General features: G+C 64.9%; 21 protein-coding genes. 19 read left to right on the top strand and 2 right to left on the bottom strand.

Annotation, left to right across the window (positions count from 1 at the left end; genetic code table 11):
• Window positions 1-1290 carry a type VII secretion integral membrane protein EccD gene (eccD, locus tag H7347_RS05365; protein WP_186337285.1) on the bottom strand — a complete coding sequence of 430 codons (1290 nt, stop codon included), beginning with the start codon at window positions 1288-1290 and terminating at the stop codon, window positions 1-3.
• Between the two features lie 175 nt (window positions 1291-1465).
• On the opposite strand from eccD, the gene eccCa reads away from it, so the two are divergent.
• The 9 genes from eccCa to H7347_RS05320 all read left to right on the top strand — a co-directional run bounded on the left by eccCa (window position 1466) and on the right by H7347_RS05320 (window position 12060).
• A complete protein-coding gene (eccCa, locus tag H7347_RS05360) occupies window positions 1466-5155 on the top strand; it encodes a type VII secretion protein EccCa (RefSeq protein ID WP_227659019.1) in 3690 nt (1229 codons plus the stop codon).
• Entirely contained in the window at window positions 5146-6207 is a 1062-nt protein-coding gene (locus H7347_RS05355) for a type VII secretion-associated protein (protein WP_152822000.1), read from the top strand. Before eccCa ends, H7347_RS05355 begins: the two co-directional genes overlap by 10 nt.
• Before the next feature lie 138 nt (window positions 6208-6345).
• Window positions 6346-6660 carry a WXG100 family type VII secretion target gene (locus H7347_RS05350; RefSeq protein ID WP_152821998.1) on the top strand — a complete coding sequence of 105 codons (315 nt, stop codon included), beginning with the start codon at window positions 6346-6348 and terminating at the stop codon, window positions 6658-6660.
• Window positions 6661-6710: 50 nt separating this feature from the next.
• Complete coding sequence (locus H7347_RS05345; protein WP_152822187.1) at window positions 6711-6998, top strand: WXG100 family type VII secretion target; 288 nt, start codon at window positions 6711-6713, stop codon at window positions 6996-6998.
• A 269-nt stretch (window positions 6999-7267) separates the two neighbouring features.
• A complete protein-coding gene (gene rplM / locus H7347_RS05340; RefSeq protein ID WP_186337284.1) occupies window positions 7268-7711 on the top strand; it encodes a 50S ribosomal protein L13 in 444 nt (147 codons plus the stop codon).
• Window positions 7708-8244, top strand: a complete 537-nt coding sequence (rpsI, locus tag H7347_RS05335) for a 30S ribosomal protein S9 (RefSeq protein WP_186337283.1) — start codon at window positions 7708-7710, stop codon at window positions 8242-8244. Before rplM ends, rpsI begins: the two co-directional genes overlap by 4 nt.
• A gap of 100 nt (window positions 8245-8344) precedes the next feature.
• On the top strand, window positions 8345-9688 hold the full coding sequence (gene glmM / locus H7347_RS05330; protein ID WP_152821996.1) for a phosphoglucosamine mutase: 1344 nt from the start codon (window positions 8345-8347) through the stop codon (window positions 9686-9688).
• Between the two features lie 413 nt (window positions 9689-10101).
• Complete coding sequence (locus H7347_RS05325; RefSeq protein WP_152821994.1) at window positions 10102-11802, top strand: hypothetical protein; 1701 nt, start codon at window positions 10102-10104, stop codon at window positions 11800-11802.
• Window positions 11803-12060 (top strand): hypothetical protein, encoded by a 258-nt coding sequence (locus H7347_RS05320; RefSeq protein WP_152821992.1) that lies wholly within the window; start codon window positions 11803-11805, stop codon window positions 12058-12060.
• 29 nt (window positions 12061-12089) lie between these two features.
• Here the strand turns inward: H7347_RS05320 and H7347_RS05315 are convergent, their stop codons facing one another.
• A complete protein-coding gene (locus H7347_RS05315; RefSeq protein ID WP_186337282.1) occupies window positions 12090-12935 on the bottom strand; it encodes a dienelactone hydrolase family protein in 846 nt (281 codons plus the stop codon).
• Between the two features lie 183 nt (window positions 12936-13118).
• On the opposite strand from H7347_RS05315, the gene glmS reads away from it, so the two are divergent.
• The 10 genes from glmS (at window position 13119) to tsaD (ending at window position 22992) form a co-directional block, all read left to right on the top strand.
• The gene (gene glmS, locus H7347_RS05310; protein WP_152821990.1) at window positions 13119-14981 is read left to right on the top strand and encodes a glutamine--fructose-6-phosphate transaminase (isomerizing); all 1863 of its coding nucleotides are present in this window, start codon (window positions 13119-13121) and stop codon (window positions 14979-14981) included.
• Between the two features lie 32 nt (window positions 14982-15013).
• Entirely contained in the window at window positions 15014-16135 is a 1122-nt protein-coding gene (gene alr, locus H7347_RS05305; RefSeq protein ID WP_152821988.1) for an alanine racemase, read from the top strand.
• Window positions 16132-16629 carry a tRNA (adenosine(37)-N6)-threonylcarbamoyltransferase complex ATPase subunit type 1 TsaE gene (tsaE, locus tag H7347_RS05300; protein WP_152821986.1) on the top strand — a complete coding sequence of 166 codons (498 nt, stop codon included), beginning with the start codon at window positions 16132-16134 and terminating at the stop codon, window positions 16627-16629. Before alr ends, tsaE begins: the two co-directional genes overlap by 4 nt.
• A gap of 61 nt (window positions 16630-16690) precedes the next feature.
• On the top strand, window positions 16691-17332 hold the full coding sequence (locus H7347_RS05295; protein WP_227659018.1) for a vitamin K epoxide reductase family protein: 642 nt from the start codon (window positions 16691-16693) through the stop codon (window positions 17330-17332).
• Window positions 17333-17505: 173 nt separating this feature from the next.
• Complete coding sequence (gene efeU, locus H7347_RS05290; protein WP_186337281.1) at window positions 17506-18372, top strand: iron uptake transporter permease EfeU; 867 nt, start codon at window positions 17506-17508, stop codon at window positions 18370-18372.
• A gap of 5 nt (window positions 18373-18377) precedes the next feature.
• Window positions 18378-19556, top strand: coding sequence for an iron uptake system protein EfeO (gene efeO / locus H7347_RS05285; protein WP_152821984.1), 1179 nt, complete (start codon window positions 18378-18380; stop codon window positions 19554-19556).
• Complete coding sequence (gene efeB / locus H7347_RS05280) at window positions 19556-20773, top strand: iron uptake transporter deferrochelatase/peroxidase subunit (protein WP_152821982.1); 1218 nt, start codon at window positions 19556-19558, stop codon at window positions 20771-20773. The genes efeO and efeB overlap by 1 nt, the downstream gene beginning before the upstream one ends.
• Window positions 20774-20810: 37 nt before the next feature.
• The gene (gene tsaB, locus H7347_RS05275; RefSeq protein ID WP_186337280.1) at window positions 20811-21497 is read left to right on the top strand and encodes a tRNA (adenosine(37)-N6)-threonylcarbamoyltransferase complex dimerization subunit type 1 TsaB; all 687 of its coding nucleotides are present in this window, start codon (window positions 20811-20813) and stop codon (window positions 21495-21497) included.
• On the top strand, window positions 21476-21943 hold the full coding sequence (gene rimI / locus H7347_RS05270; protein ID WP_152821978.1) for a ribosomal protein S18-alanine N-acetyltransferase: 468 nt from the start codon (window positions 21476-21478) through the stop codon (window positions 21941-21943). The genes tsaB and rimI overlap by 22 nt, the downstream gene beginning before the upstream one ends.
• Window positions 21940-22992 (top strand): tRNA (adenosine(37)-N6)-threonylcarbamoyltransferase complex transferase subunit TsaD, encoded by a 1053-nt coding sequence (gene tsaD / locus H7347_RS05265; RefSeq protein WP_152821976.1) that lies wholly within the window; start codon window positions 21940-21942, stop codon window positions 22990-22992. The genes rimI and tsaD overlap by 4 nt, the downstream gene beginning before the upstream one ends.
• The last annotated feature ends 4 nt before the right edge of the window (window positions 22993-22996 follow it).

The following is a 22996-nucleotide window of genomic DNA, read 5'->3' as shown; positions in this document are numbered from 1 at the left end:
TCAACCCCCGGATGGCGGCAAAACCCCGGCGAGGTGCAGGCACAGCGGCACGATGGCGGCGATGGCCAGGGACTCGAGGCGTTCCCACCACAGCAGCTGGGTGGGTTCCGGGGCGGGAAGACGGGGCAACCACCACGGCATGCTCATACCGGCGAGGCAGAGTATTCCCGCGATGGCCAGCACGGCGAGGCTGGAACCCGCCGCCACAGCCAGGGCCGCGATCGCCGCGAGCGAGACGGCGGCGTGCGAGCACAGCACGAGGGGGTGGGGATGGCGCAGGGCGTGCAGGGCGAAGATGAGGCCGATGCCGCATACCAGGGCGATACCAAAACCTAGTCCGGCTGGAGACCGGCTCGCCGTGAATCCTATGCCGAGCAACGCGGGGACGACGATGAGCGCGAGGCCAAGGTGAATCCCTTCGTAGAGGAGCCGCGCGCGCCGCGCCCGCCCCTCGATGTGGGGCAGGGGGGCGTCGGATAACCCGAGGTCTTGGCCTGCCGAGGGCAGCCGCGGCGGGGCGAGCCCGGCGCAAGCAGTGGCCAGCCTAGGGGAGAGCGCGACGAGGAAGAACCCCAGTAGCGTGGTCAGTGCGGCCGTGCCGGAAAGATCGCGAAGAACGAACCAGGCGGCCACGGCGGAGGAAACGAGGACGCAGACAGTGCTGGCGACCGCGATGAAACGTATGGGTAGGCCGTGGGCGGCGAGGCCGAAAAGGACCAGCGCGGCCGCGGTGGAAAGCAGTCCCGTGAGGAGGGCATAAGCTGGCCAATCCTGCGGCTGTCCCCGGTAGATCCAGAAAAATCCCGATGCTCCGGCGCACGCTGTGCCGGTGGCGATCACCCCGGGAAGCGGGTGAGTCCACAGGGTTAGGATGAGCGCGGCGATCGTGGTGGGAAGAAAGGCGACCCACAGCGGTAGCCAGTGAGAGAGCGCTACGACCAGGATAAAAAGCGCGGTGGTGGCGGTGACATGGGCGAGGAATGACGGTGGGACGGGACGCGCGCTGCGGGTGGTTTCCTCGGTGAGTGCCTCGGTGGCATCGAGAAGTACGGGGTGGACGCGTTCCCGTTGCGGGCCAAGCAAGAGCGTATCGCCGTCGCGTAGCCCCGTGTGCGCCAGCGCGGTCGTGGGCTCGATGACCTGCCCACCCGCAGTGAGGGCCTGCCACGGGCGGGTGAGCAGGGGTGCGCCGCACAGGGCTAGGAGTTCGTCGAGGACCTCCGAGAGCGAGGAGTGTGCGGGCACGGCGAGATCCGCCTCACGGCGGTAGGAACCTGCGTGCAGTCGCACGCGCAATCTGAGCATATGACTGGTGGATGCGGTCACCATGAACTCCCCCGAGTATGGATGCGCCTACCCCCGGGTGAGACGCATCGGTTATTTTTTATCCATCATGGTCTATTCTGTGCATGATGTCCACAGCAGGGGGTTGTGGCTAGAGGGGAAGACACACAAGGGGGAAGTTATGGCAACACCTGTCTCTCGCGTCGCGCGTACCGAGACCTCGCTGTGCGTGGAATATCGTTCGATGTCTCAGCGCGCACCGGCACCACCCCGGCCCGAGGGAGTACTCAAAGCCCTGCCCGTGCCGCCCGCACACAAGCCATCGACGACCCCGCTGGTGCGGCTACTCATGCCGGTAGTGATGGTCTCCGCAATGGCGGCGATGGTCATCGTGATGTTCCTTTCTGCGGGTGCGATCAACCCGATGATGCTGGTCATGCCGTTGATGGCGGCGATGGGCTTCCTCATGATGTTCTCCCCGCAGGCAGCCAACGACGTCGATGAGACGCGCCGCACGTATCTGCGCCACCTTGGTCAATTGCGTGCTACGGCCCTGAGCAATGCCCGAGCGCAACGGGATCACCAGGCGCATTGTTATCCCGATCCCGGCGATCTCTGGGCGTTGGTCGGCGGTGAGCGCATGTGGGAAAAGACGGCCCAGGACGAGGACTACTTGGAGGCGCGCGTGGGGGTGGGGTCATCGGCACTGTGTACCCCCATCGACGTTGGGGATCCGGGAGCGTCGGAAGATCTGGATCCGGTGTGTGCGATGGCGCTTCGGCATACCGTGCGGGCGGTGAGCACGGTTCCCGATAGCCCGGTGGTGGTGCAGCTTCGGGCTTTCCCCTACGTGTCCGTGGCGGGAGTTCGGGCGGCCGAGTGCGTCCGGGCCCTCCTGAGCGGACTCGCGTTTCACCATGGACCGGAGGCGTTGGGCATCATCGCGGATCCGCAGGGCCGGGAATGGGAATGGTTGAAGTGGCTGCCCCACACGCGCGCTCCGCAAAAGGCCGCGTATGTGATCGCCGTGGTGGATGGCGACGAGGAGGCTCCACAGGCTGATACCGTCGTGGAGATCGCCCGCGGCGGCCCGCCCAGCGTCCTCCGACACCGAGCGCAGGAGGAGGGATTGGCCCTCGACGTCGGTGAGGACGAAGGAATGTGGGTGCACACGGTCGGTGGCAAGGAACTCCTGGGTGCCCCGGATCTGATGACTGTGCCGCAGGCGGCGGCTTTTGCTCGGCGCATAGCCCCGTATTATCGGGCCGATGCGGCCTTGGCGGGGATGGATCCCGCCCGCAGCAACGATCTGCTTGATCTGTTGCGGATGCGTGGGCGCGAGGATCTTGCCATCGATCGATTATGGCCTGGTCGGCAAGCCGATCCCGGTTCTCGGCTGAAGGTTCCCATTGGGGTGAGCACGGAGACGGGAAGCCCCGTGTGGCTGGACTTGAAGGAATCCGCCCACGGCGGGATGGGACCGCATGGTTTGTGCATCGGTGCTACCGGGTCGGGCAAATCTGAATTATTGCGCACCTTGGTGGCGGCGCTTGCTGCCACGCACAGTCCGGAGGAACTCAGCCTGATCTTGGTGGATTTTAAGGGCGGGGCGACCTTTCTAGGCCTAGATCATCTCCCGCATACCTCGGCTGTGATTACCAACCTGGAGCAAGAAGCCATCCTAGTGGAGCGTATGCAGGATGCCATCGCGGGGGAAATGAACCGCAGACAGGAGGCGTTGCGCGAGGCCGGTAACTTCGCCAATGTACTCGATTACGAGGCCGCGCGCGCCGCGGGACGCACAGACCTCGAACCCATGCCTGCGCTTTTGATCGTGGTGGATGAGTTCTCCGAACTTTTAGGTCAACACCCGGACTTTGCCGATCTCTTTGTGGCCGTGGGTAGGTTGGGGCGATCGCTCCACGTGCATCTACTTTTGGCAAGTCAGCGCCTGGAGGAAGGGCGGTTGCGAGGGTTGGACTCCCACCTTTCGTACCGCATCGGGCTGCGCACCTTTTCCGCCGCAGAATCCCGCCAGGTCCTCGGGGTTCCCGACGCCCACGAGCTTCCCGCCGTCCCGGGGATGGGTTTCCTCAAGGCGGGGGCAGAGGATGTGCGAGGCTTTCGGGCAGCCTATGTTTCTGGTCCCCTGATCAGCAGACGGGATGCTGAGGCTTCCCGCGCCGGAGTACGCCGCTACCAAAGCTGGGATGACGTGGAAAAAGAGGTGGTGGAGGTGGTGGAAGAGGGCTCTGGTACGGTCTTGGAAGCCGTGGTGGATAGCGCTCGTGCCGCCGCACGGCAGCGCGGACACCAGGCCCGCACCGTGTGGTTGCCCCCGCTGCCGGACATGGTGGAGCTCGCGGGGGTGGTCGAACCGATGGGGAATCTCAAGGCGGCGGTGGGCATTATCGACCGCCCGTATCGGCAGCGGCAGGATCCCCTGGTTGTGGACTTTCGGGTGGGCGGCGGACATGTGGCCTTGTGCGGCGGCCCGCGTTCGGGCAAGTCCACGGCTTTGCAAAGCATCGTGGCTTCCCTGGCCGCCACGCATACCACCGATCAGGTCAGATTTTACGTGGTGGATATGGGCGGAGAGAACCACGAGGTCCTCTCGCGGCTGCCGCACGTAGCGGGGGTGGCGCACAAGAAAGATCTGGGGCGGGTTCACCGCGTGTTCGACGAGGTGACCGCCCTGGTGGAAGAGGCGATCCCCGAGGAGGGGCGCCATACCTTTGTGGTGATCGACGGCTGGCATGCCCTGGTGACAGACTGCGAGGACGAGGTGGAGCGGGTAGAGCGCATCGTGGCCGATGGGGCAGCGGCGGGCGTCCACGTGATGATTTCCACGCAGCGATGGACCGTGTTGCGCCCGGCCATTCGCGATCTTATCGATGTGCGCCTTGAGCTGCAGCTAGGTGAGGCCATGGACTCCCTGATCGATAGGAAGGCTCAACAAAAGATCCCGGCTCGTCCGGGCCGCGGCATCACCCAGGACGGGGAACAGATGCTGTGGTGCCGGTGCTCCACGCAGGATATTGCCCATATCGCCATGGTTTCCGCCGAACAGAACCCGGTGCCCAGGCTCAAGGTGTTTCCCACAGACCTTTCTCTTGCCGATCTCCCCCACGTGGAGGAGTCGGTGACGGTGGGAATCGGTGGGATTCACCTGGATCCGGTGTCGTGGCGCACCGATCATCTGCTCTGCGTTGGTGCCCGTGGATCGGGCAAGTCAACCCTGGTGCGTACGGTGCTCGCAGGGCTCGTTCGGCGCGATCCGCGCCAGGCCAGAATCGTCATGGTGGATCACCGCCGCGCCCATCTGGGAGCGGTGCCCGAGGAGATGCTGGCGGCCTATAGCGCTTCCTCCACTATCACCGAGGAGGCGTTGCGCAGCACGGCCGTGACGCTTCGAGAACGCATACCCGGCCCGGAGGTGAGCCCGGAGCAACTGCGAAGCCGCAGCTGGTGGGAGGGGCCGGAGATCTACGTGGTGATCGATGATGCGGATCTGGTGGAGGCCAGCGCCCTGTCTCATATCATCGCATTGCTGCCGCACGCCCGCGACGTGGGGTTACGCCTGGTGGTCGCGCATAAATCCGGAGGGATTAATCGGGCGATGTATCAGCCTTTTCTCGCGGCACTACGCGATCAGATTCCCGCAGTACTCCTTTTGGACGCGGATAGGGAAGAAGGTGCTGTTTGCGGCATGAAACCCGTGGCTCAGCCTCCCGGGCGGGGGCGATGGTTGGACCAGGGGGCGGACCCGATCACAATCCAGGTGGCCCGCACTGAATCCTCGGGTGCGCTGTCTTGCCATGCGGGCACCATGCGGGTAACCGGAGAGGGAGAGGAAAAACCATGGGGCTGATCGTCACCATCCTGGAGGAAGCCACCGTCTTTGAGGGAACGGATACCGTGTACCGTTACGATCTCGTCCCACCCGTGCTGGCGGAACCCTGGGCCGTCACGGCCGTGGTTGAGCAGGCTCAGGCCCTGCTGGAGGAAGATGATCAGCGGGTGGAAGTGCGGATGGAACCGCACAATGCCGAGGAGGATGCGGAATGCGCCGCAGCGGTTGCGGTCGTGGTTGAGGCGCTTCGTGCGGTGGGCCTGGGTGCACCCGAGTCTGGAGAAGCCGGTGAGGACACTCCCACGGAGGTCGTGGAGTCCACGCCACCTGTGGAAACCATCGAGCCGCCCCCGCAGGTTTTTCCGGCGGGAGTGGGGGCACGGGAGGATACCCGAGGGGTGTATCGGAGGCCTGTATCGCGGCATGGTGGCGGGGGATACCGGGCGTGGTGGGGGCGTGTGACCTGGATGCATGGGGCGATCGCGGGCATTATTATCGCCGTTTTGGGTCTTTCCTGGTGGGCGGTGGGTGAGACGGTTCCCGAGGGACTGGCGACGCAGGACGACCAGCCCGTCCACGCCGCTCCCCTCATCGGTGAGACGAGTACACCGGCGTCCATGCCTAGCGACGCCCTTCCCGCTCCACCTGCCGCTGCGGAGCCTCCCACCGTGGTACACGAAGTCGGCGGGGTGCGGGTGACCACTCCGCACGGTTTCCGCGCGGACCTGGAGGGCGGGGATGTGGTGTTTCGCGGGGAAGATACGGGATTGCGGATCAGGGTCGCCGCCGAACCTGTATCGGGAGTGCCGGTGGCGGCGGTGCTACGCGAGGTGATCGAGACCGCCGAGCGCGATCCCACGCTGGGGGAAGTGGAGCCGAAGACCGCGCCGCAAGCGGAAAAAGAAAAGGTGCGCTATCGGGAGGAACCCGGTGATGGATCGGTAGTGCAATGGAGTGCCTGGGTGGAAGCAGGCCGTCACGTGAGCGTGGGGTGTCATACTCGTGAGGCCTCCACCGTGGTGCAGCGCGCCGCTTGCCGCATGGTGGAAGAGTCTCTGGAGATCGTGTGAGGGGGTGGTGCGGGGAAATATCCCGTGGGCGGGAACCAGCGAGGGAGTGGGGAAGTCAAAGATAAGTGGGAGGTTCCACTGCGGTGGGGCTTCCCGACCATTCACCATCTGTTTTGTTTATGTAAAGGAGGGGTAGCGATGTCAGGGATGCTCAGGACAGAAGCCGACGTCATGATCGCCACCGCAGGTCGCGTGGATGACACGAACGGCCAGGTGCAGTCCGAACTGACTAGATTGCAGGGGGTGGTCGATGGGGTTCGCGGCTCCTGGGCGGGTAGCGCTCAGGTCAGCTTCGATAACCTCATGGAGCGATGGAACACCTCGGCTCGGGAACTACGAGAGGCCCTCGCCTCCATCAGTGAGAATATCCGCTCGAATGCGCATCACTTTGAGGATATGGAGGCCAACAATGCTCAGGCTCTGAGCTCCGTGGGTGGCGGTCTTGCCTTGTAGGCATTCCGCGAAGAAGCGATGCGAAAAAAGATTAAAGAAGGGGGTACATGATGGATCATATTAAGTATTCTTTTGGGGCTATTGAGGCTGCCGCTGGTGATATTCACGCCACCTCGGGCAGGATCAACGCCCTGCTGGGGGAACTGAAGGCGCTACTGCAACCGATGGTGGCCGCGTGGGAAGGCGAGTCGGCGGTGGCCTATCAGGCGGCCCAGGAAAAGTGGGATCGCTCGGCCGAGGATCTCAACCAGATACTCGGTACCATCGCGCGCACGGTCTCCCAAGGCAATGATCGCATGGCGGACGTGAATCGCGCGGCGGCGGCCTCCTGGGGCTAAATCCCGGGGGACGTAAGCAACGGTGCAACAGGGCGCCGTCAAGTATCACGATGATGGGAGTGCATGTCATCGCAGGACAGGCACGGGCGCGGTGGGGTAGCGCTCCTATCATCGTGGTTTTGCCGTTTGCTAGAGACAACATATAATCGCTTGATTGTGTGCCCTGCATTCTGTGCTTGATCTCGGGTCCCCACCGGCCGCCGTGATCGTGATGAGGCACACTCACTGGCCGGCAGTTCTTAAAGATAGACCGTCAAGGAGTCACCTAAGTGTCTACTTATCACCCGAAGAGCGGTGACATTACCCGCAAGTGGTATGTTATCGACGCCACTGATGTGGTTCTGGGTCGCCTTGCCACGCACGCCGCGAACTTGCTGCGTGGTAAGGGCAAGCCCCAGTTTGCCCCCAATGTTGATTGCGGCGATCACGTCATCATCATCAACGCGGACAAGGTTGCCGTGAGCTCCAACAAGTGTGAGCGTGAGATGCGTTACCGTCACTCGGGCTACCCGGGTGGTTTGAAGACCATGACCTTGGGTCGCGCCCTTGCCGATCACCCGGCGCGCACCGTGGAAGAGTCCATCCGGGGCATGATGCCGCACAACAAGCTGTCTCACGCTTCGATCAAGAAGCTGCACGTTTACGCCGGTGCTGAGCACCCGCACGCTGGCCAGAAGCCGGAGAACTACGAGATCAAGGTGGTGGCACAGTGACCGAGCTGAACAATAACATCGAGAATAACGTCGCAGACGCCGAGGATTTGGTTGCCGCGGCTGCCGCCGAAGAGTTCACCAACACCATCGGCGATCACGTGATCGCCGAGACCGAGGTGGAGGTCGAGACTGAGCAGGCCGGTGTCGAGGGCCCGATCCAAACCGTGGGCCGTCGTAAGCGCGCCATCGTGCGTGTGCGCCTGGTACCGGGGTCCGGCCAGTTTGTGTGCAATGGCCGCACCCTGGAGGATTACTTCCCGAACAAGATTCACCAGCAGACGGTCAAGTCCCCGTTGGTGCTGCTGGATCGTGAGGGGCAGTTCGACATTCAGGCGAATCTGAAGGGCGGCGGCCCCACGGGCCAGGCCGGTGCCTTCCGCCTGGCGATCGCCCGTGCTCTCAACGCCTATGCGCCGGCGGATCGTGCAGCCCTGAAGAAGGCTGGCTTCCTTACCCGTGACGCTCGTGCCGTTGAGCGCAAGAAGGCTGGTCTGCACAAGGCCCGCCGTGCTCCGCAGTACTCCAAGCGTTGATTTTCCGCGCTGGTGCGCCGCTCCCGTGCATGCGGGGGCGGCGTTTGCCGTTGTGGGGCAGTGAACGGTTGCGGGGGAACCGCCGGGCATAATGGAACGTATGACTCGACTTTTTGGTACTGATGGCGTGCGCGGATTAGCGAATAAGACCCTCACAGCCTCGCTGGCGTTACGGTTGGGAGCGGCGGCAGCTCAGGTGCTCACGGCCGAAAATCAGTCCTCCAAGCGTCGCCCTACCGCTATTGTCGGTCGCGATCCGCGGGTGTCCGGAGAGATGCTGGCGGCGGCCTTGGCGGCGGGTATGGCCTCGCGGGGGGTCGATGTGTTGCGGGTGGGGGTGCTGCCCACGCCCGCCGTAGCCTTTTTGACCGATGATTATGGCGCGGATATGGGCGTGATGATTTCCGCCTCGCACAACCCCATGCCGGATAATGGGATCAAGTTTTTCTCCGCCGGCGGCCGCAAGCTCCCCGACACGGTGGAGGATGAGATCGAGGCCGTGATGGCGCAATTGGAGGAGGAAGGCCCCACCGGACACGGGGTGGGCCGGGTCATCGAGGAGGCGACGGATGCCCACGAGCGCTACCTGGCGCACCTTAAGGAGGCAGTCAAGGCGGATCTGACGGGGCTGCGGGTGGTTGTCGATGCCGCCAATGGTGCGGCCTCGGAGATTGCCCTGGAGGCATATCGTCGCGCGGGGGCCGAGGTGATCGCCATCCATCACGAACCGAATGCTTACAACATCAATGATCAGTGCGGTTCCACCCACATTGAGCAGACGCAACGCGCGGTGCTCGAGCACGGTGCCGATCTGGGGCTGGCGCATGATGGTGACGCGGATCGATGCCTCGCGGTGGACGCGCAGGGGCGAGTGGTTGATGGCGATCAGATTATGGCGATCCTGGCGGTGGCCATGAAGGATAATAACGAGCTGAAGAAAAACACGCTCGTGGCTACCGTGATGAGCAACCTCGGATTGCGTCTCGCGATGGAGGAACAGGGGATTACTGTGGTACCCACGAAGGTGGGGGATCGCTACGTGCTGGAGGAGATCAATGCCTCGGGCTTGAGTCTGGGCGGGGAGCAGTCCGGTCACATCATCATCCCCGAGTACGGCACGACGGGTGATGGTGTCTTGACCGGTCTGAGCCTGATGGCGCGGATGGCGGAAACCAGTAAGACGCTGTCCGCACTTGCCGACGTCATGACGGTTCTACCTCAGGTTCTCATCAACGTTCCAGTGTCGGATAAAAATAGTATTGCCCATAGCTCCCAGGTGGCGAAGGCCATTGAGGAAGCAGAGGCGGAGTTGGGCGAGACCGGGCGGGTGCTGTTGCGCCCCTCGGGCACGGAGGAGCTCTTCCGCGTGATGGTGGAGGCCGCGGAGGAGGAACAAGCGCGCCGGGTGGCGGGCAAGCTCGCTGCGGTGGTGGCAGCAGTGTAGTTTCTCGGTATTTTCGCCTGCGGGGGAACCTCGGTGGCACCGGATGGAGTCAAAGAATAGGGAGAGGATTTATTTTGACTCGCATCGCAGAGGCGATGCCGGCACAAGGGGGTTGGCGTGGAGAACATCTCTATCGCCCCGGAAGTCATCCGCAGCATGGTGCGACGGGGCCTTGAGGAATTAGAGGAGCGCATGGGCGCACACGGGGCGTCTCCGCCCTCCTTGTCACCGTACGCTACGGGGCAGGGTTTTCCTGAGCATGGGAAGCGGCTTTCCACCCTGTATCTACGTATGCACGCGGCGGAGATGGAGAGAATGAGGCGTCTTTCTCAGGTGTTGCGGGGGATCCTGCGTGATATTGACCGCGTGGATGGCGCGGATCGTGATCATGCGCGCGACCTGGAGCGGCGCGGATGACTAGCGTTCAGAAGTACGGCGATGCCGTGGCCGAGCTTCGGGCCGCGGCGCGGGGCCGCTATGCGGGGCCTGCGATGGCGGTGGGGGAATTGCACCGCACCGTGGACGGTATCGCGGGGCTTAACCCGCAGGAGATTTCCCACCACATGACCCTGGCGGTGGGTGCCACTGATACGGCAGGCCTGAGTAAGGGGTGGCTTGGTGGGTTGTTGCAGTTGCTCAAGCACCTTGCCCTGGGGGTAATTGGCGACGTCGTGGCGGAGGGAATCCAGGGCTGGTGGAAAAACCGTGGCGAGGCGAAAGACCTTGATGAGTGTACGGTTCCGGCGGCAGATGCGCTCAACGATATCGCGCGTACTTCCGATACCGCCGTGACGGAGATCCTTGCCGCGCTCACCCAGTCCGTCTCGGTGCTCAGCGAGCATCTGCGCTGCGTGGATCCTCAGGCGAGCCCCGAGCATCACGAGTCTTTTCACTGCGCCCTTGGCGCGGCTGCCACGCTGGTGGATCAAGCGGCGCAGAATATTACGCAGGTGTGCCAGGAGCGAGATCAGGCCGTGCGCGGGTGTATGGAGGAACTGGAGCGACGGGCCGTGGTGGTGTGCGAGGGGGAGCAACCGAGACAGCCTTGGGAAGCAGTTGCGTCGTGTGGGTCTTCTGGTACCCAGGCCACCTCGCAGGGGCATGTGTGCGGTGGTCCGAAAGATCCTGTGCCGGAGGGAGCGACTTCCGCGGCGACCGCTCCTGCGGCGGCCGATACGCCCGATCCCGTGGTAGCCCAGTCTCCGGCGCCTGCCGTGGAGCGCACGGAGGTGGCGCCGATGCCTTCGCAGCCCGTCGAAGCAGTGGGCACTGAAGCAGCCTCGCTGGACCATAAGCCTGCTTCGGTGCCTCGGCAGGAATCTCCTGTTTCCGTAGATAAGGAGGCGCGGGCATGGGGTGGGGCGGTGGTATCGGCGGTGCAAACGCAGGTGATACAGCAGTGCCTAGGTCCGCAGGAAACACCGGTACAGCCGCCATCGGGATCGGGGATGTCTTCCGCCAGCGTTGGGACTCAGGGCGGGGAAGGTACTTGTACTGGTGCGCCCGAGGCCAGCGAGTCGATGAACTGTGCGGTGACCCAGGTTGCGGCTGTAGGAATAGAAGCCGGTATCGACGTGGTGAAGTATGGCCTAGAGGTGGCGCACCAGGTGTCCGAGGAGGTCAGTCAAGCGGCTCATGCCTTCCTTGATTCTATGGTGGAGGTGGATATTGCGGGCGCCGGGGATGCCTCCTCTTGCGAGCATGCCTGCGATCAGTCTCAGCTGCCAGCGGAGCCGTGTGCAGAAACCACACCGCCTATGACGGATGAGAGCACGGGCGAGGAAAAGGAATGCCCGTCGCCACCGGAAAAGATGGAAAATCCATCGGAGGAGTGCCCATCGGCCCCTCCGGAACCGACGGCGGTAACGATCGAGGATCTAGCTTCGGTGCCGGAGCCGGAACCACCGGCGGAGAAGTTAGCCCACATGGAGGGAGCCGAGTGGTCTCCTAGGGACGACGCAGTATCGGAGAATCAGGATAACGACAACGGATCAGAAGCACAGGAAGGGGAAACCGAATGCGAGGAGGATGGTGTCGCTGCACCGGGGGAAGAGCGCAGCGATCCTTCGGCCGAAAAATCCCCTGGGGGAGCACGGAAGGCAGGTGTGTGGTAAATGGATTTTGAGGAGTTTGCGCGGCGTTTCCGGGAACGAGCCGCCACAAGAATGCTGGAGTTTGAGGTAGCCCTGGAACAAAGCCGACGGGACATGGAACGCAGCCAAGGCAGCCAGGCGAAGGGACAGGCTGGGAGCGAGACGCAGCGCTGGGGTGAGCGAGTCCCGGTGACCGGTGAGCGACCCCGGGCCACGCTGGCCCCCGCAGGGCAGCGCACGTCACGCGGGCCGGTGCAGGGGGTGTTAAAGAGAAACTGATGGGTTCGAGGCGCGAAGGATTAAAATGCTTAGGAAGTAAGAGACACCTTGCGGTGCTTGAAGGCTTTTTCCTCAATATCCGCGGCGCCTAAGGATAAAACTCCCTTGGCGGTGGCCTCCGGGGCGGAGAAACCAGAATATTTCTTTTCCCCCGCGAGGCGATGCAAAAGGAAACCTGTGATGAGCCCGCGTGCGGTCTCTTTCGCGGAGGTCTGGGGGCCGCTAGCTCCCACCAGAACCTTGCGCACGGTATCCTCGCTAAAACCGTGCTGCGTACCCTTTTCTAGCTCACGATATGCCACCTCGCCCCGCCAATGATGCGCCAGGAGTGCCGGATTGCCAGCTTCCAGCAGGTTATCGCGGCCCGAGCCAAGGACCAGGCCGGGGGCGGTGACCGCCCGGGCAGCCTCGGTCGAAGACGGGGAGGTGGTAGCGGGATAGGCGCAGGCTACGGCCCGCACCTTCTCCTCGCCGGTGGATGCCAGGACGGCGGCACCGGCGCCCATGCCGTGGCCCACCAGGCCGATCTTGCCGGGGGAAACGGTGACGTTGCCGTGCCCGAGCTTGACCCCGGCCAGGATCTGCATGCAGGTGTTGAGATCGGCGGCGAAACTGCGATGATCGGGGCGAAAACCGGCCTGGGTATCCGGAGCGGCCACGGCGATCCCCCAGCTCGCCAGGTGACGCAGGGTAGCGCGATACGCCTTGATGCCGGTAAACCAGTCGTGGCCAAAGGCCACCGCCGGAATGCCATTACCCTCGGCGGGGGTGTACACCTTGCCGGGAAGCCCGGCGTACGCGAGGTCGCCCACGAGCACGCGGTATGGCCCGCGCTTGGAGAGCTTGGAGAGGTGTTTGTTCAGATTCTCAGACACGCCTACAGGATAGTAAATGGGGCTTTGCTTTGTGGGAGATCGCTCCCACGATAGAGACACATGCCGGGCTACTTCTGAGCCAAGAGGCCGTGGTGTGCGACACTTGGTGTTGATGGGCGGGCGCTGAACTGTGCAAACATCATGTGATGGTGCCTGGTTGATCCGTACACTATCCTGGCGGCTATGTGTGGAATCGTAGGATACGTCGGCAACCGCCAGGGCCTGGGCGTGGCCCTCGATGCGCTGCGGCGCATGGAATATCGTGGTTATGACTCGGCGGGGATCGCCGTGGCGGACTCCGGTGAGCTGCATTGCGCCAAGCGCGCCGGGAAGCTGGCCAACCTCGAAGATAAAATCGCGAAGATCGGTGCGTCCGGCATGGCGGGTACCACCGCCATCGGACACACGCGCTGGGCCACCCATGGGCGGCCCACGGATGAAAATGCGCATCCGCATCTCTCCTATGACGGGAAGGTGGCGATTGTTCACAACGGGATTATTGAGAACTTCGCCCCGCTGCGTCAGGAGATTGAGGGGCGGGGAATCGAGATGGCCTCGGAGACGGACTCGGAGACCGCCGCGCATCTCATCGCCCTGGCTTATAACGAGGGGGATACCGCTGGGGATATTCGGGCCAGCGCGTTAAAGGTGCTGCGCCGCCTGGAGGGTGCCTTTACCCTGTTGGTGCTGCACGCGGATCACCCGGATCAGATTATCGCGGCCCGCCGCTCCACCCCGCTCATCGTGGGCGTGGGTGAGGGGGAGATGTTCCTTGGCTCGGATGTCGCTGCTTTTATCGAATACACCAAAAACGCGGTGGAGCTCAATCAGGATAACGTGGTCATTATCGCCAAGGATGATTACGAGATTCTTAATTTTGACGGCTCGGCGGCTCAGGGGCGTTCCTTTACTATCGACTGGGATTTGGAGGCGGCGGAAAAGGGCGGATACAGCTCCTTTATGATGAAGGAGATCCACGAGCAGCCCGCCGCCGTGCGCGATACCCTGGCCGGTCACTTCCAGGACGGGCGCATCGTGCTCGACGAGCAGAATCTCTCCGATGAGGAGTTGCGCGCTGTGGATCAGATCTTCGTGGTGGCCTGCGGCTCGGCCTATCACTCCGGCCTATTGGCCAAGTATGCCATTGAGCACTGGGTTCGCATCCCGGTGCAGATCGAGGTGGCCAGCGAGTTCCGCTATCGCGACCCGGTCCTGGGCGCGCGCACCCTGGTGGTGGCGGTTTCCCAGTCCGGTGAGACCGCAGACACCCTAGAGGCGGTGCGCTACGCCAAGGCCCAGGGAGCGAAGGTACTGGCCGTGTGCAATACGAATGGTTCTCAGATCCCCCGCGAGTCCGATGCCGTCTTATACACCCACGCCGGTCCGGAGATCGGCGTGGCCTCCACGAAGGCATTTTTGGCCCAGGTGGCCGCCAATCACATCGTGGGCCTGGCCCTGGCGCAGGCCAAGGGCACCAAGTATCCGGACGAGATCAAGGAGATCTGGGAGGCGCTGGAGGCCATTCCCGCCAAGGTTGAGGCGCTGCTTCCCGCCTCGGAGCAGTGCCGCGGCATCGCTAGCACCCTGGGGGCGATACGCACCATGCTCTTCCTGGGGCGCGGCGTGGGGTACCCGGTGGCTCTGGAGGGGGCGCTCAAGCTCAAGGAGCTGGCCTACATTCACGCCGAGGGCTTTCCCGCCGGAGAGCTCAAGCACGGCCCCATCGCGCTCATCGAGGACGACTTGCCGGTGGTGGTCGTGGTGCCCAGCCCCCGGGGGGTGAAGCTGCTGCACTCCAAGGTGGTGTCCAATATTCAGGAGATCCGCGCTCGCGGGGCAAAGACCATCGTGATCGCGGAGGATGGGGACACCGCCGTGGAGCCCTTCGCCAACTGGCTTATTCGCCTGCCGGAGGCCTCCACTCTCATGCAGCCGCTGCTGGCCACGGTGCCCCTGCAATTCCTGGCGGCCTACATCGCCCAAGAATGCGGTAACGAGGACATCGACAAACCGCGCAATCTGGCTAAGTCCGTCACCGTGGAATAACCCGGGGCAGCGGGGTGGCACAATAGGGCCTCATGGATTTGCTTACCGCCCGCATCGATCTGGGGGCCATCGCGTATAACACCCGTCTCCTCGCGCAGCGGGTGGCCCCGGCGCGGCTGATGGCCGTGGTGAAGGCCGATGGGTATAACCACGGTGCCGAGGCGGTGGCGCGCACCACCCTGCGCCATGGGGCGCGAGAACTTGGGGTGGCCACGTGTCAGGAGGCTCTTGGGCTGCGGGATCGGGGTATCGAGGCGCCGATCACGGCGTGGCTGTGGTCTCCCGATCAGGACATAGCAGAGCCGGTGCGCCGGGGGATTCGCCTGGCGGTGACCTCGCCGGAGCACGCGCGGGCGCTGATCGACGCCGCGCGCGACGTCGAGAGGCACGCTGCGCCTTACGAGACCACCGTGAAGGTGGAAACCGGCATGCACCGCAGCGGCGTGGAGCCCAAGGACTGGCCTGAGGTCTTTGCGGCCCTGGCGGCCTGCCCCTCGCTGCGGGTCACGGGCTTGATGAGCCACCTTTCCTGCGCCGATGAGCCGAAGAACCCCGCCACCGATGCGCAGGCCGAGCAGTTCCGCCGTGCGCTCGCCTGCGCGCGGGCGCACGGTCTGCGGGTACCGGTCAATCACCTCTGTAATTCCCCAGGAACGCTGACTCGCCCGGATCTACACCACGAGATGGTGCGCGTGGGCCTAGCGCTCTACGGGCTCGAACCCGTGGTGGGGCGAGACCACGGGCTGATAGCGGCGATGACCTGGGCGGCGCGAGTGCTGCTGGTGAAACCCGTGCGGGCGGGGGAGGGCGCCTCCTACGGCCTGACGTGGCGGGCCCCGCGCGATGGCTTCCTGGCCCTGATTCCCGCCGGCTATGCCGATGGGCTCCCGCGCGCGGCGCAGGGGCACCTGGAGGTCACCGTGGGAGGCCACCGCTATCCCCAGGTGGGCAGGGTGTGCATGGATCAGTTCCTGGTGTGGCTGGGGGAGAACCCGCGGGGGGTGCGCCCCGGCGATGAGGCGATTATCTTTGGCCGCGACGCCATGAGCGCCACGGAATTGGCGCGGCGCAGCGGCACGATCAGCTACGAGGTGGTGTGCGCGCCCCGGCGTCGTACCCGCAGGGTGTATGTGGAGGAGGGAACACAAGAATGAAGGAGACCCTTCCGGCCGAGGGCATGCGCCGGTGCGAGGACGCGGAGGACACGCGCGCGCTCGGCGCGTACCTGGGCGCGGCGCTGGAGGCAGGGGACGTGGTTCTGCTCGATGGCCCCCTGGGGGCGGGCAAGACCACCCTGACCCAGGGGATTGCGACGGGCATGGGGGTGCGCGGCAGGGTCACCTCCCCGACGTTTATCATCGCCCGGGAGCACCGTCATCGCGCGGGCGGACCCACGCTGATTCACGTGGACGCCTACCGCCTGCTGGGGGAGGGCGAGGCCGCGGCCGACCCGACGGGTGCCTTGGATTCCCTCGACCTGGACTCGGAGCTGACGCAGGCGGTGGTGGTGGCGGAATGGGGCGGCGGCCTGGTGGAGCAGATCGCGGGGGAGTATCTGTTCGTGTGCCTGGATCGCATCACCGCCGTGGAGCACGATCCCTCCTCTGAGGCTAGGATCATATCGTGGCAGCGCCGCGGCGGGGCCTAAAATAGGAGGGGCATGATGGCGCGCCCGGCGCCCATGAACGAAAGCAAGAAAAAGGGGCACGATGATGGCGGACGCGGTGGCCGGAACCAAGCAGGGGGATGCGCAGGCGCGCGAGGGCGATAGTTCTCCCGTCCCGAGGGTCGCTCCCTCGGCGGCGTGGGGGTGGCTGTTCGTTGTGGGAGGCATCGTGGGCATCGTGCTCTCCGGGATCATCATGGTGGAAAAGATGAAGCTGGCGGAGGATCCCTCCTACATCACCACCTGCGATCTCAATGCCGTGGTGTCCTGCGGCAACGTCATGCGCTCCGTGCAAGCGGCGGCCTTTGGCATTCCGAATCCTTTCATCGGCCTGGTGGGCTTTGGCATGGTCGCCCTCATCGGCGCGGCGGTGGCGGCCGGGGGGCGGTTTGCCGGGTGGTTTTGGTTCGGGGCCCAGGCGGGCATGACGTTTGCGCTACTGTTCGTGCACTGGCTGTTTTTCCAGGCGGTGTACGTGATCGGGGCGCTGTGCCCCTATTGCATGGGGGTGTGGGCGGTCACCATCGTGCTCTTTGTGTACGTCACGGCCTTTAACCTGCGTGCCTACGGGGATTCGGGATCCGCGTTGATCCGGGGATGGGATCGCGGGAAGCTGCTCATCGCCGTGGTGTGGATCGCGGCGATCGGGGTGGCGATCGTGGCGCGGTTCTGGTCGTACTTCTAGGCATCGGAACCCGGGGATCGGTAATCGGGGGTATTTCGCTGTGAAAAAATGCTCATTCGGGGGTAAATAAGGGGGTCATCTTATTGACTGATGAGGCGAGCCGAGGCTAATTTTTCTCGTGGAGAAAGAATACTTTTCTCCTTATAACACGTGCCTGGAAGGCGGCTGGGTCAGTGTTTCTGGCTAATTTTCTGATTGCCTTGCGCGAAGGGGTCGAGGCATCCCTGATCGTGGGGATCCTGGTGGCGAGCCTGGTGAAGACGAATCGCCGGGACATGCTGCCCGCCCTGTGGTTGGGGGTGGGACTGGCGGCAATGGTGCCGTTGGCGGTGGGGGCGGTGATGACCTGGGGGCCGTACACGCTCACGTTCCAGGCCCAGGAGATCCTGGGAGGAATCCTCTCGCTGGTGGCCGCGGCCATGATCACCTGGATGATCCTGTGGATGTCGCAGCACGCGGGTCGGCTCAGCGCCGATCTACGCGCCCAGACCGCCACGGCCCTAGAGGGTTCCTCGGCGTGGGCGGTCGTGTGGCTCGCGGCCCTGAGCGTGGGCCGCGAGGGCCTGGAGACGGCGGTATTCGTGTGGGCCACGGTGCGGGCTACCGCCCGCGGTGGTCTGTGGCAGCCCACCGCGGGGGTGATCGCGGGGCTAGCCACGGCGATGGTGATCGGCTGGCTGGTCTATCGAGGCACCGCGCGGATCAACCTGGGCGCGTTTTTTACCTTCACCGGCTATCTGCTCATCGTGGTGGCGGCGGGCATCGTTTCCTATGGCCTGGGGGATCTCCAGGAGGCCGGGGTGCTGCCGGGGTGGGGCACGAGCGCCTACGATCTTTCCGGTTATTTCGACGGACACCTTCCTGGCGTGCACCCGGGCGCGTGGTGGTTTGTGCTGGCAGAGGCCATGTTTAACGTCAATCTCGCACCCACCGTGGTGCAGGTGGTGGGCTGGGCGTTGTATCTCGCGGTGGCGCTGCCGCTGGTGTGGCGGCAGCAGCGGCGCGCCCGGAGCGGTATCAAAAATAAAGAGAGGGCTTAAAGGCCATGAAGTGTGTTCGTATCATTCCCGTTCTGCTGTCGGCCGTGGCGCTGAGCGCCTGCGTGGCAAACAATCCGGAGAATACCGGGGACAACGGGGCCGCGGGCGGGCCCATCGAGGTGCGCATCGCCGACGATGCCTGCGAGGTCTCCGCCTCGGAGGTCCCGTCCGGTCGGGTGACCTTCCATGTGAAAAACGAGGGCACGGTGCGCAATGAGTTCGAGATCCTCGCCGAGGATCGCCTGCGCATCGTGGGCGAGCGCGAGAATATCGGGCCGGGCACCACCGTCGATTACACGGTGCTGCTCGAACCGGGCACCTACGTGACGGCCTGCAAGAAGAACATGGTGGGCGCCCTGGTGGGCGCGCGCGATTTCACCGTGACGCAGGGCGAGGAGGTGGAGGTCTCCGCCGACGAAAAGGAGCTCATTAACGCCGCGGTGGTGAACTACACCGCCTACGTCCGGGATCAAGTGGGCCAGCTGCTCGCCGCCACCGAGGACTTTGCCGACGCGTATCGACAGGGCAACGAGGCCGCGGCGAAGAAGGCCTATGCGCCCGCCCGCATGTTCTACGAGCGGATCGAACCGACCGCCGAGGCTTTTGGCGATCTTGACCCCGCCCTCGACGAGCGGGAGGCCGATTACCAGGCCTCCGAAGAGAACGATAGACGCCCGTGGACGGGTTGGCACCGCATCGAAAAGGACCTGTGGCGGCCCGAGGGCGCCCCGGCGGCCGCCCCGGAAGAGCGCGAGAACCTTTCCCGGAGTCTGATAGGCGATACCCAGAAGCTCTACGATCTGGTGTATTCTCCCGACTTCTCCGTGAGTATCGCGGATATCTCCAACGGGGCGATCGGGCTGCTAGAGGAGGTGGCCACCACCAAGATCACCGGCGAGGAGGAAGCCTTTAGCCACACCGATCTCTATGATTTCCAGGGCAACCTTGAGGGCGCCCGGGTAGCCTACGGCACGGTGGAGGCCCTAGCCAAACGCAACGATGAGGACCTGGCCGCGACCATCGCCTCGCGTTTTGAGGCCCTCCAGGCCGCCCTGGACAAGCACCGCACGGGAGAGGGATTTGCCTCCTACGACTCCCTGGACGATAAGGCCCGCCGCGAATTGTCCGATCGCGTAGACGCGCTGCGCGTGCCCCTGGCCACGCTGACCGAGGCGATCGTCTAATGCCTACTCGAATCAGCCGCCGGGCCATGCTCCTGGGCACCGGCGTGAGCGCGGGCACCGCCCTGGGCGGCTTCGCCCTGGGACGAGGCACGGCACCGGAGCAGGCCGCCGCGGACGAGGCCGTGGAGTTCCGCGGGGAACACCAGTCGGGGATCATCACCCCGGCCCAGCAGCAGATGCTGATGGTGGCCTTCGACGTGGTGGCCACCCGCCGGGAGGATCTGGTGGCCCTTTTGCGCACGTGGACGTTGGCGGCCGAGCGCATGCAGGCGGGCGAGCCGGTCAATCCGCCCAAGACGCGCGACGATGTACCCCCGGACGATACCGGCGAGGCGATGGGGCTACGCCCCTCTCGGTTGAGCATCACCTTTGGCTTTGGCGCCGGACTGTTCCGGGAGGAATTCGGCCTGGATCGGTACTGCCCGCAGGCCCTGCGCCAGGGGATTCCGCGCATGGCGGCGGAGAAAATCGACGAGGACCGCTCGCACGGTGATCTGGTGATACAGATCTGCGCGGAGGATCCGATGGTGGTGCTCCACGCCATGCACCAGTTCAAGCGCCTGGCCTTTGGCACGGCGTCGGTGCGCTGGATGCAACTGGGCTACGGTCGCACCGCCTCGACCTCCACGCAGCAGGAAACGCCGCGCAATCTCTTTGGCTTTAAGGACGGCACCGCCAACATCAAGGCAGAGGATTCCGCGAAGGAGCTCGATGCGCACCTGTGGATTCAACCGGACGACGACGTCGGCGCCTGGGCCGCGGGCGGCACGTACCTGTGCGTGCGCAAGATCCACATGATGATGGAGGTGTGGGACGAGCTGGTTCTGGCCGAGCAGCAGCGGATCATTGGCCGGGACAAGGTGCAGGGTGCGCCGATGTCCGGTGGTGAGGAGTTCAGCGCGCCGGACTTTCACGAGGGCAGCATCGATGCGCACTCGCACCTGGCCACCGTGCACCCCGTGCATAATGAGGGGGTGCGGATGCTGCGCCGGGGATATAACTACACCGAGGGCCTCACGGAGTTGGGCAGGTTGCAGGCGGGACTGTTCTTCATCGCCTACGTGCGCGACCCGCGCACCCACTTCATCCCGGTGCTCTCCCGCATGGCCGACGACCTGCTCACGGAATATCTGCAGCACATCGCCACGGGCCTGTACCTGATTCCTCCGGGTATTCGGGAGGGTGAGGAGTACGTGGGGCAGCGGCTGCTGGGCTAGGGGCGCGCCGGGGTGACGACGGGTTATTCTGGTGATCGTGTTAGCTCTCGCCATTGATACCGCCACGGCGGACCTTGTGACGGGTATCGTGGATACCGCCACGGGGGACGCGGTGGCGCAGCGCATCGTGCGCGGCACCCGCGCCCACAACGAGTTCTTAGTTCCCACCATCCAGGAGATGCTGCGTGAGCAGGCCCTTTCCCTGGTGGACATGGGGGCGATGGTGGTCGGCTGCGGCCCCGGCCCGTTTACCGGGTTGCGGGTGGGCATGGTCACCGCGGAGTCCCTGGGTCACTCCCTGGGCCTGCCGGTGCACGGGGTGTGCTCGCTGGACGCCATCGGGTATCAGCTCCGAGAGCACCCTGTGGCCCTGGTGGCCACCGACGCGCGGCGTCGGGAGGTGTACTGGGCCGCCTATCGCCACGGGGAGCGCGTCGAGGGCCCGGACGTCGTGGCCCCGGCCTCGCTGCGTTCCCGGGAGACCCCCGGGCACCTGAGCATCCCGGAACACCTGGTGGAAAAGCTGCCCGAGCACCTGGCGGATGTCCCGCGCAGCCACCTCGGGCCCACCCCCGCCGCGTTGGTGGCGGTGGCGGACATGAGCGCGACCCCGGCGCCGTTGCGGCCGCTGTATCTGCGCCGCCCCGATGCCGTCGAACCCAAGCCTGTGCCGCGTTCCCCGGCGATCCCGGAGGTGAATAAATGGTGGGGCTGCGGCGGCTAACGGCGGCGGACGCCGCCCGGTGCGCGGAATTAGAGCAGGTGTTGTTCACGGAAGATAGTCCCTGGCCGCGCCAGGCCTTCGAGAGGGAGATCGCGCACCCCTCCTCCTTCTACGTGGGGGCCTGTGACGGCGATCTCTTGGTGGGCTACGCGGGGATGGCGGTGCTGGGGCCCGAAGAGGCTCCCGAGTGCGAGGTGTACACCATCGCGGTGGATCCCGCCTACCAGGGGCGGGGCCTTGGCCGAGCCCTGCTAGATCAGCTCCTCCATACCGCGGACCTGCTGGCGGCCCCAGTTTTTTTGGAGGTGCGCACCGATAACGCCCCGGCCCGGGCCCTCTACGAAAGCTGTGGCTTTAGGATCACGGGCACGCGCCGCAACTACTATCAGCCCTCCGGGGCGGATGCGTACACCATGATGCGTGAGGCTACTGTGAAACCATCATGATTATCCTCGGTATTGAAAGCTCCTGCGACGAAACGGGCGTGGGCATCGTGCGCCTCCACGACGATGGTCGCGTGGAGGAACTGGCCAACGTGGTGGCCTCCTCGATGGAGCAGCACGCCCGCTTCGGCGGCGTCGTCCCCGAGATCGCCTCCCGCGCGCACCTGGAGGCGATGGTGCCGGTGGTGCGCGAGGCCCTGGCGCAGGCCGGTATCGAGCGCCCCGACGCCGTGGCGGCTACCGTGGGGCCGGGCCTGGCCGGGGCGCTGCTGGTGGGGGCCTCGGCCGCCAAGGGTTATGCCGCGGGCTGGGACGTCCCGTTCTACGGGGTCAATCACCTGGGCGGCCACGTGGCCGTGGCCAACCTGGAGGGAACCCTGCTGCCGCACTCGGTGGCGCTGCTGGTCTCCGGCGGGCACACCCAGCTGCTTGAGGTGGAGGCCGTGGGCAGGCCCATGCGTGAGCTGGGTTCCACGCTCGACGACGCCGCCGGCGAGGCCTACGACAAGGTCTCGCGCCTGCTGGGGCTGGGGTACCCGGGCGGCCCGGTCATCGACCGCCTGGCCGCCCGCGGGAACCCCGCGGCCATCGCCTTCCCGCGCGGCCTGACCAAAAAGGTGGACGAGGAGCGCGGGCACCGGCACGATTTCTCCTTCTCGGGCCTCAAGACCTCCGTGGCCCGCTACGTGGAGGCCGCCGAGCGCGAGGACAGGGTGATCAGCGTGGAGGACGTGTGTGCCTCGTTCCAGGAGGCGGTGTGCGATGTGCTCACCATGAAGGCGGTGCGCGCCTGCCGGGATACCGGGGCCGAGGTGTTGCTCCTGGGCGGCGGGGTGGCGGCCAACTCGCGGCTGCGGGAACTGGCCGCTCAGCGCTGCGTGGCGGAGGGCATCGAGCTGCGCGTGCCCAGCTTCCCGCTGTGCACGGATAACGGCCTGATGATCGCCGCGGTGGCCGCGCAGCTTATTGCCGAGGGGGCGCGGCCCTCCGGGCTGGGGGTGGGCACCGATCCCTCCCTGGACGTGGAGGTTCCGCTGGTGCACGAGGGATGACGCA

It is taken from the genome of Corynebacterium sp. zg-331 (genome assembly GCF_014267345.1).
Lineage (GTDB): Bacteria > Actinomycetota > Actinomycetes > Mycobacteriales > Mycobacteriaceae > Corynebacterium.
This window is presented reverse-complemented; position numbering and strand designations above follow the sequence as displayed.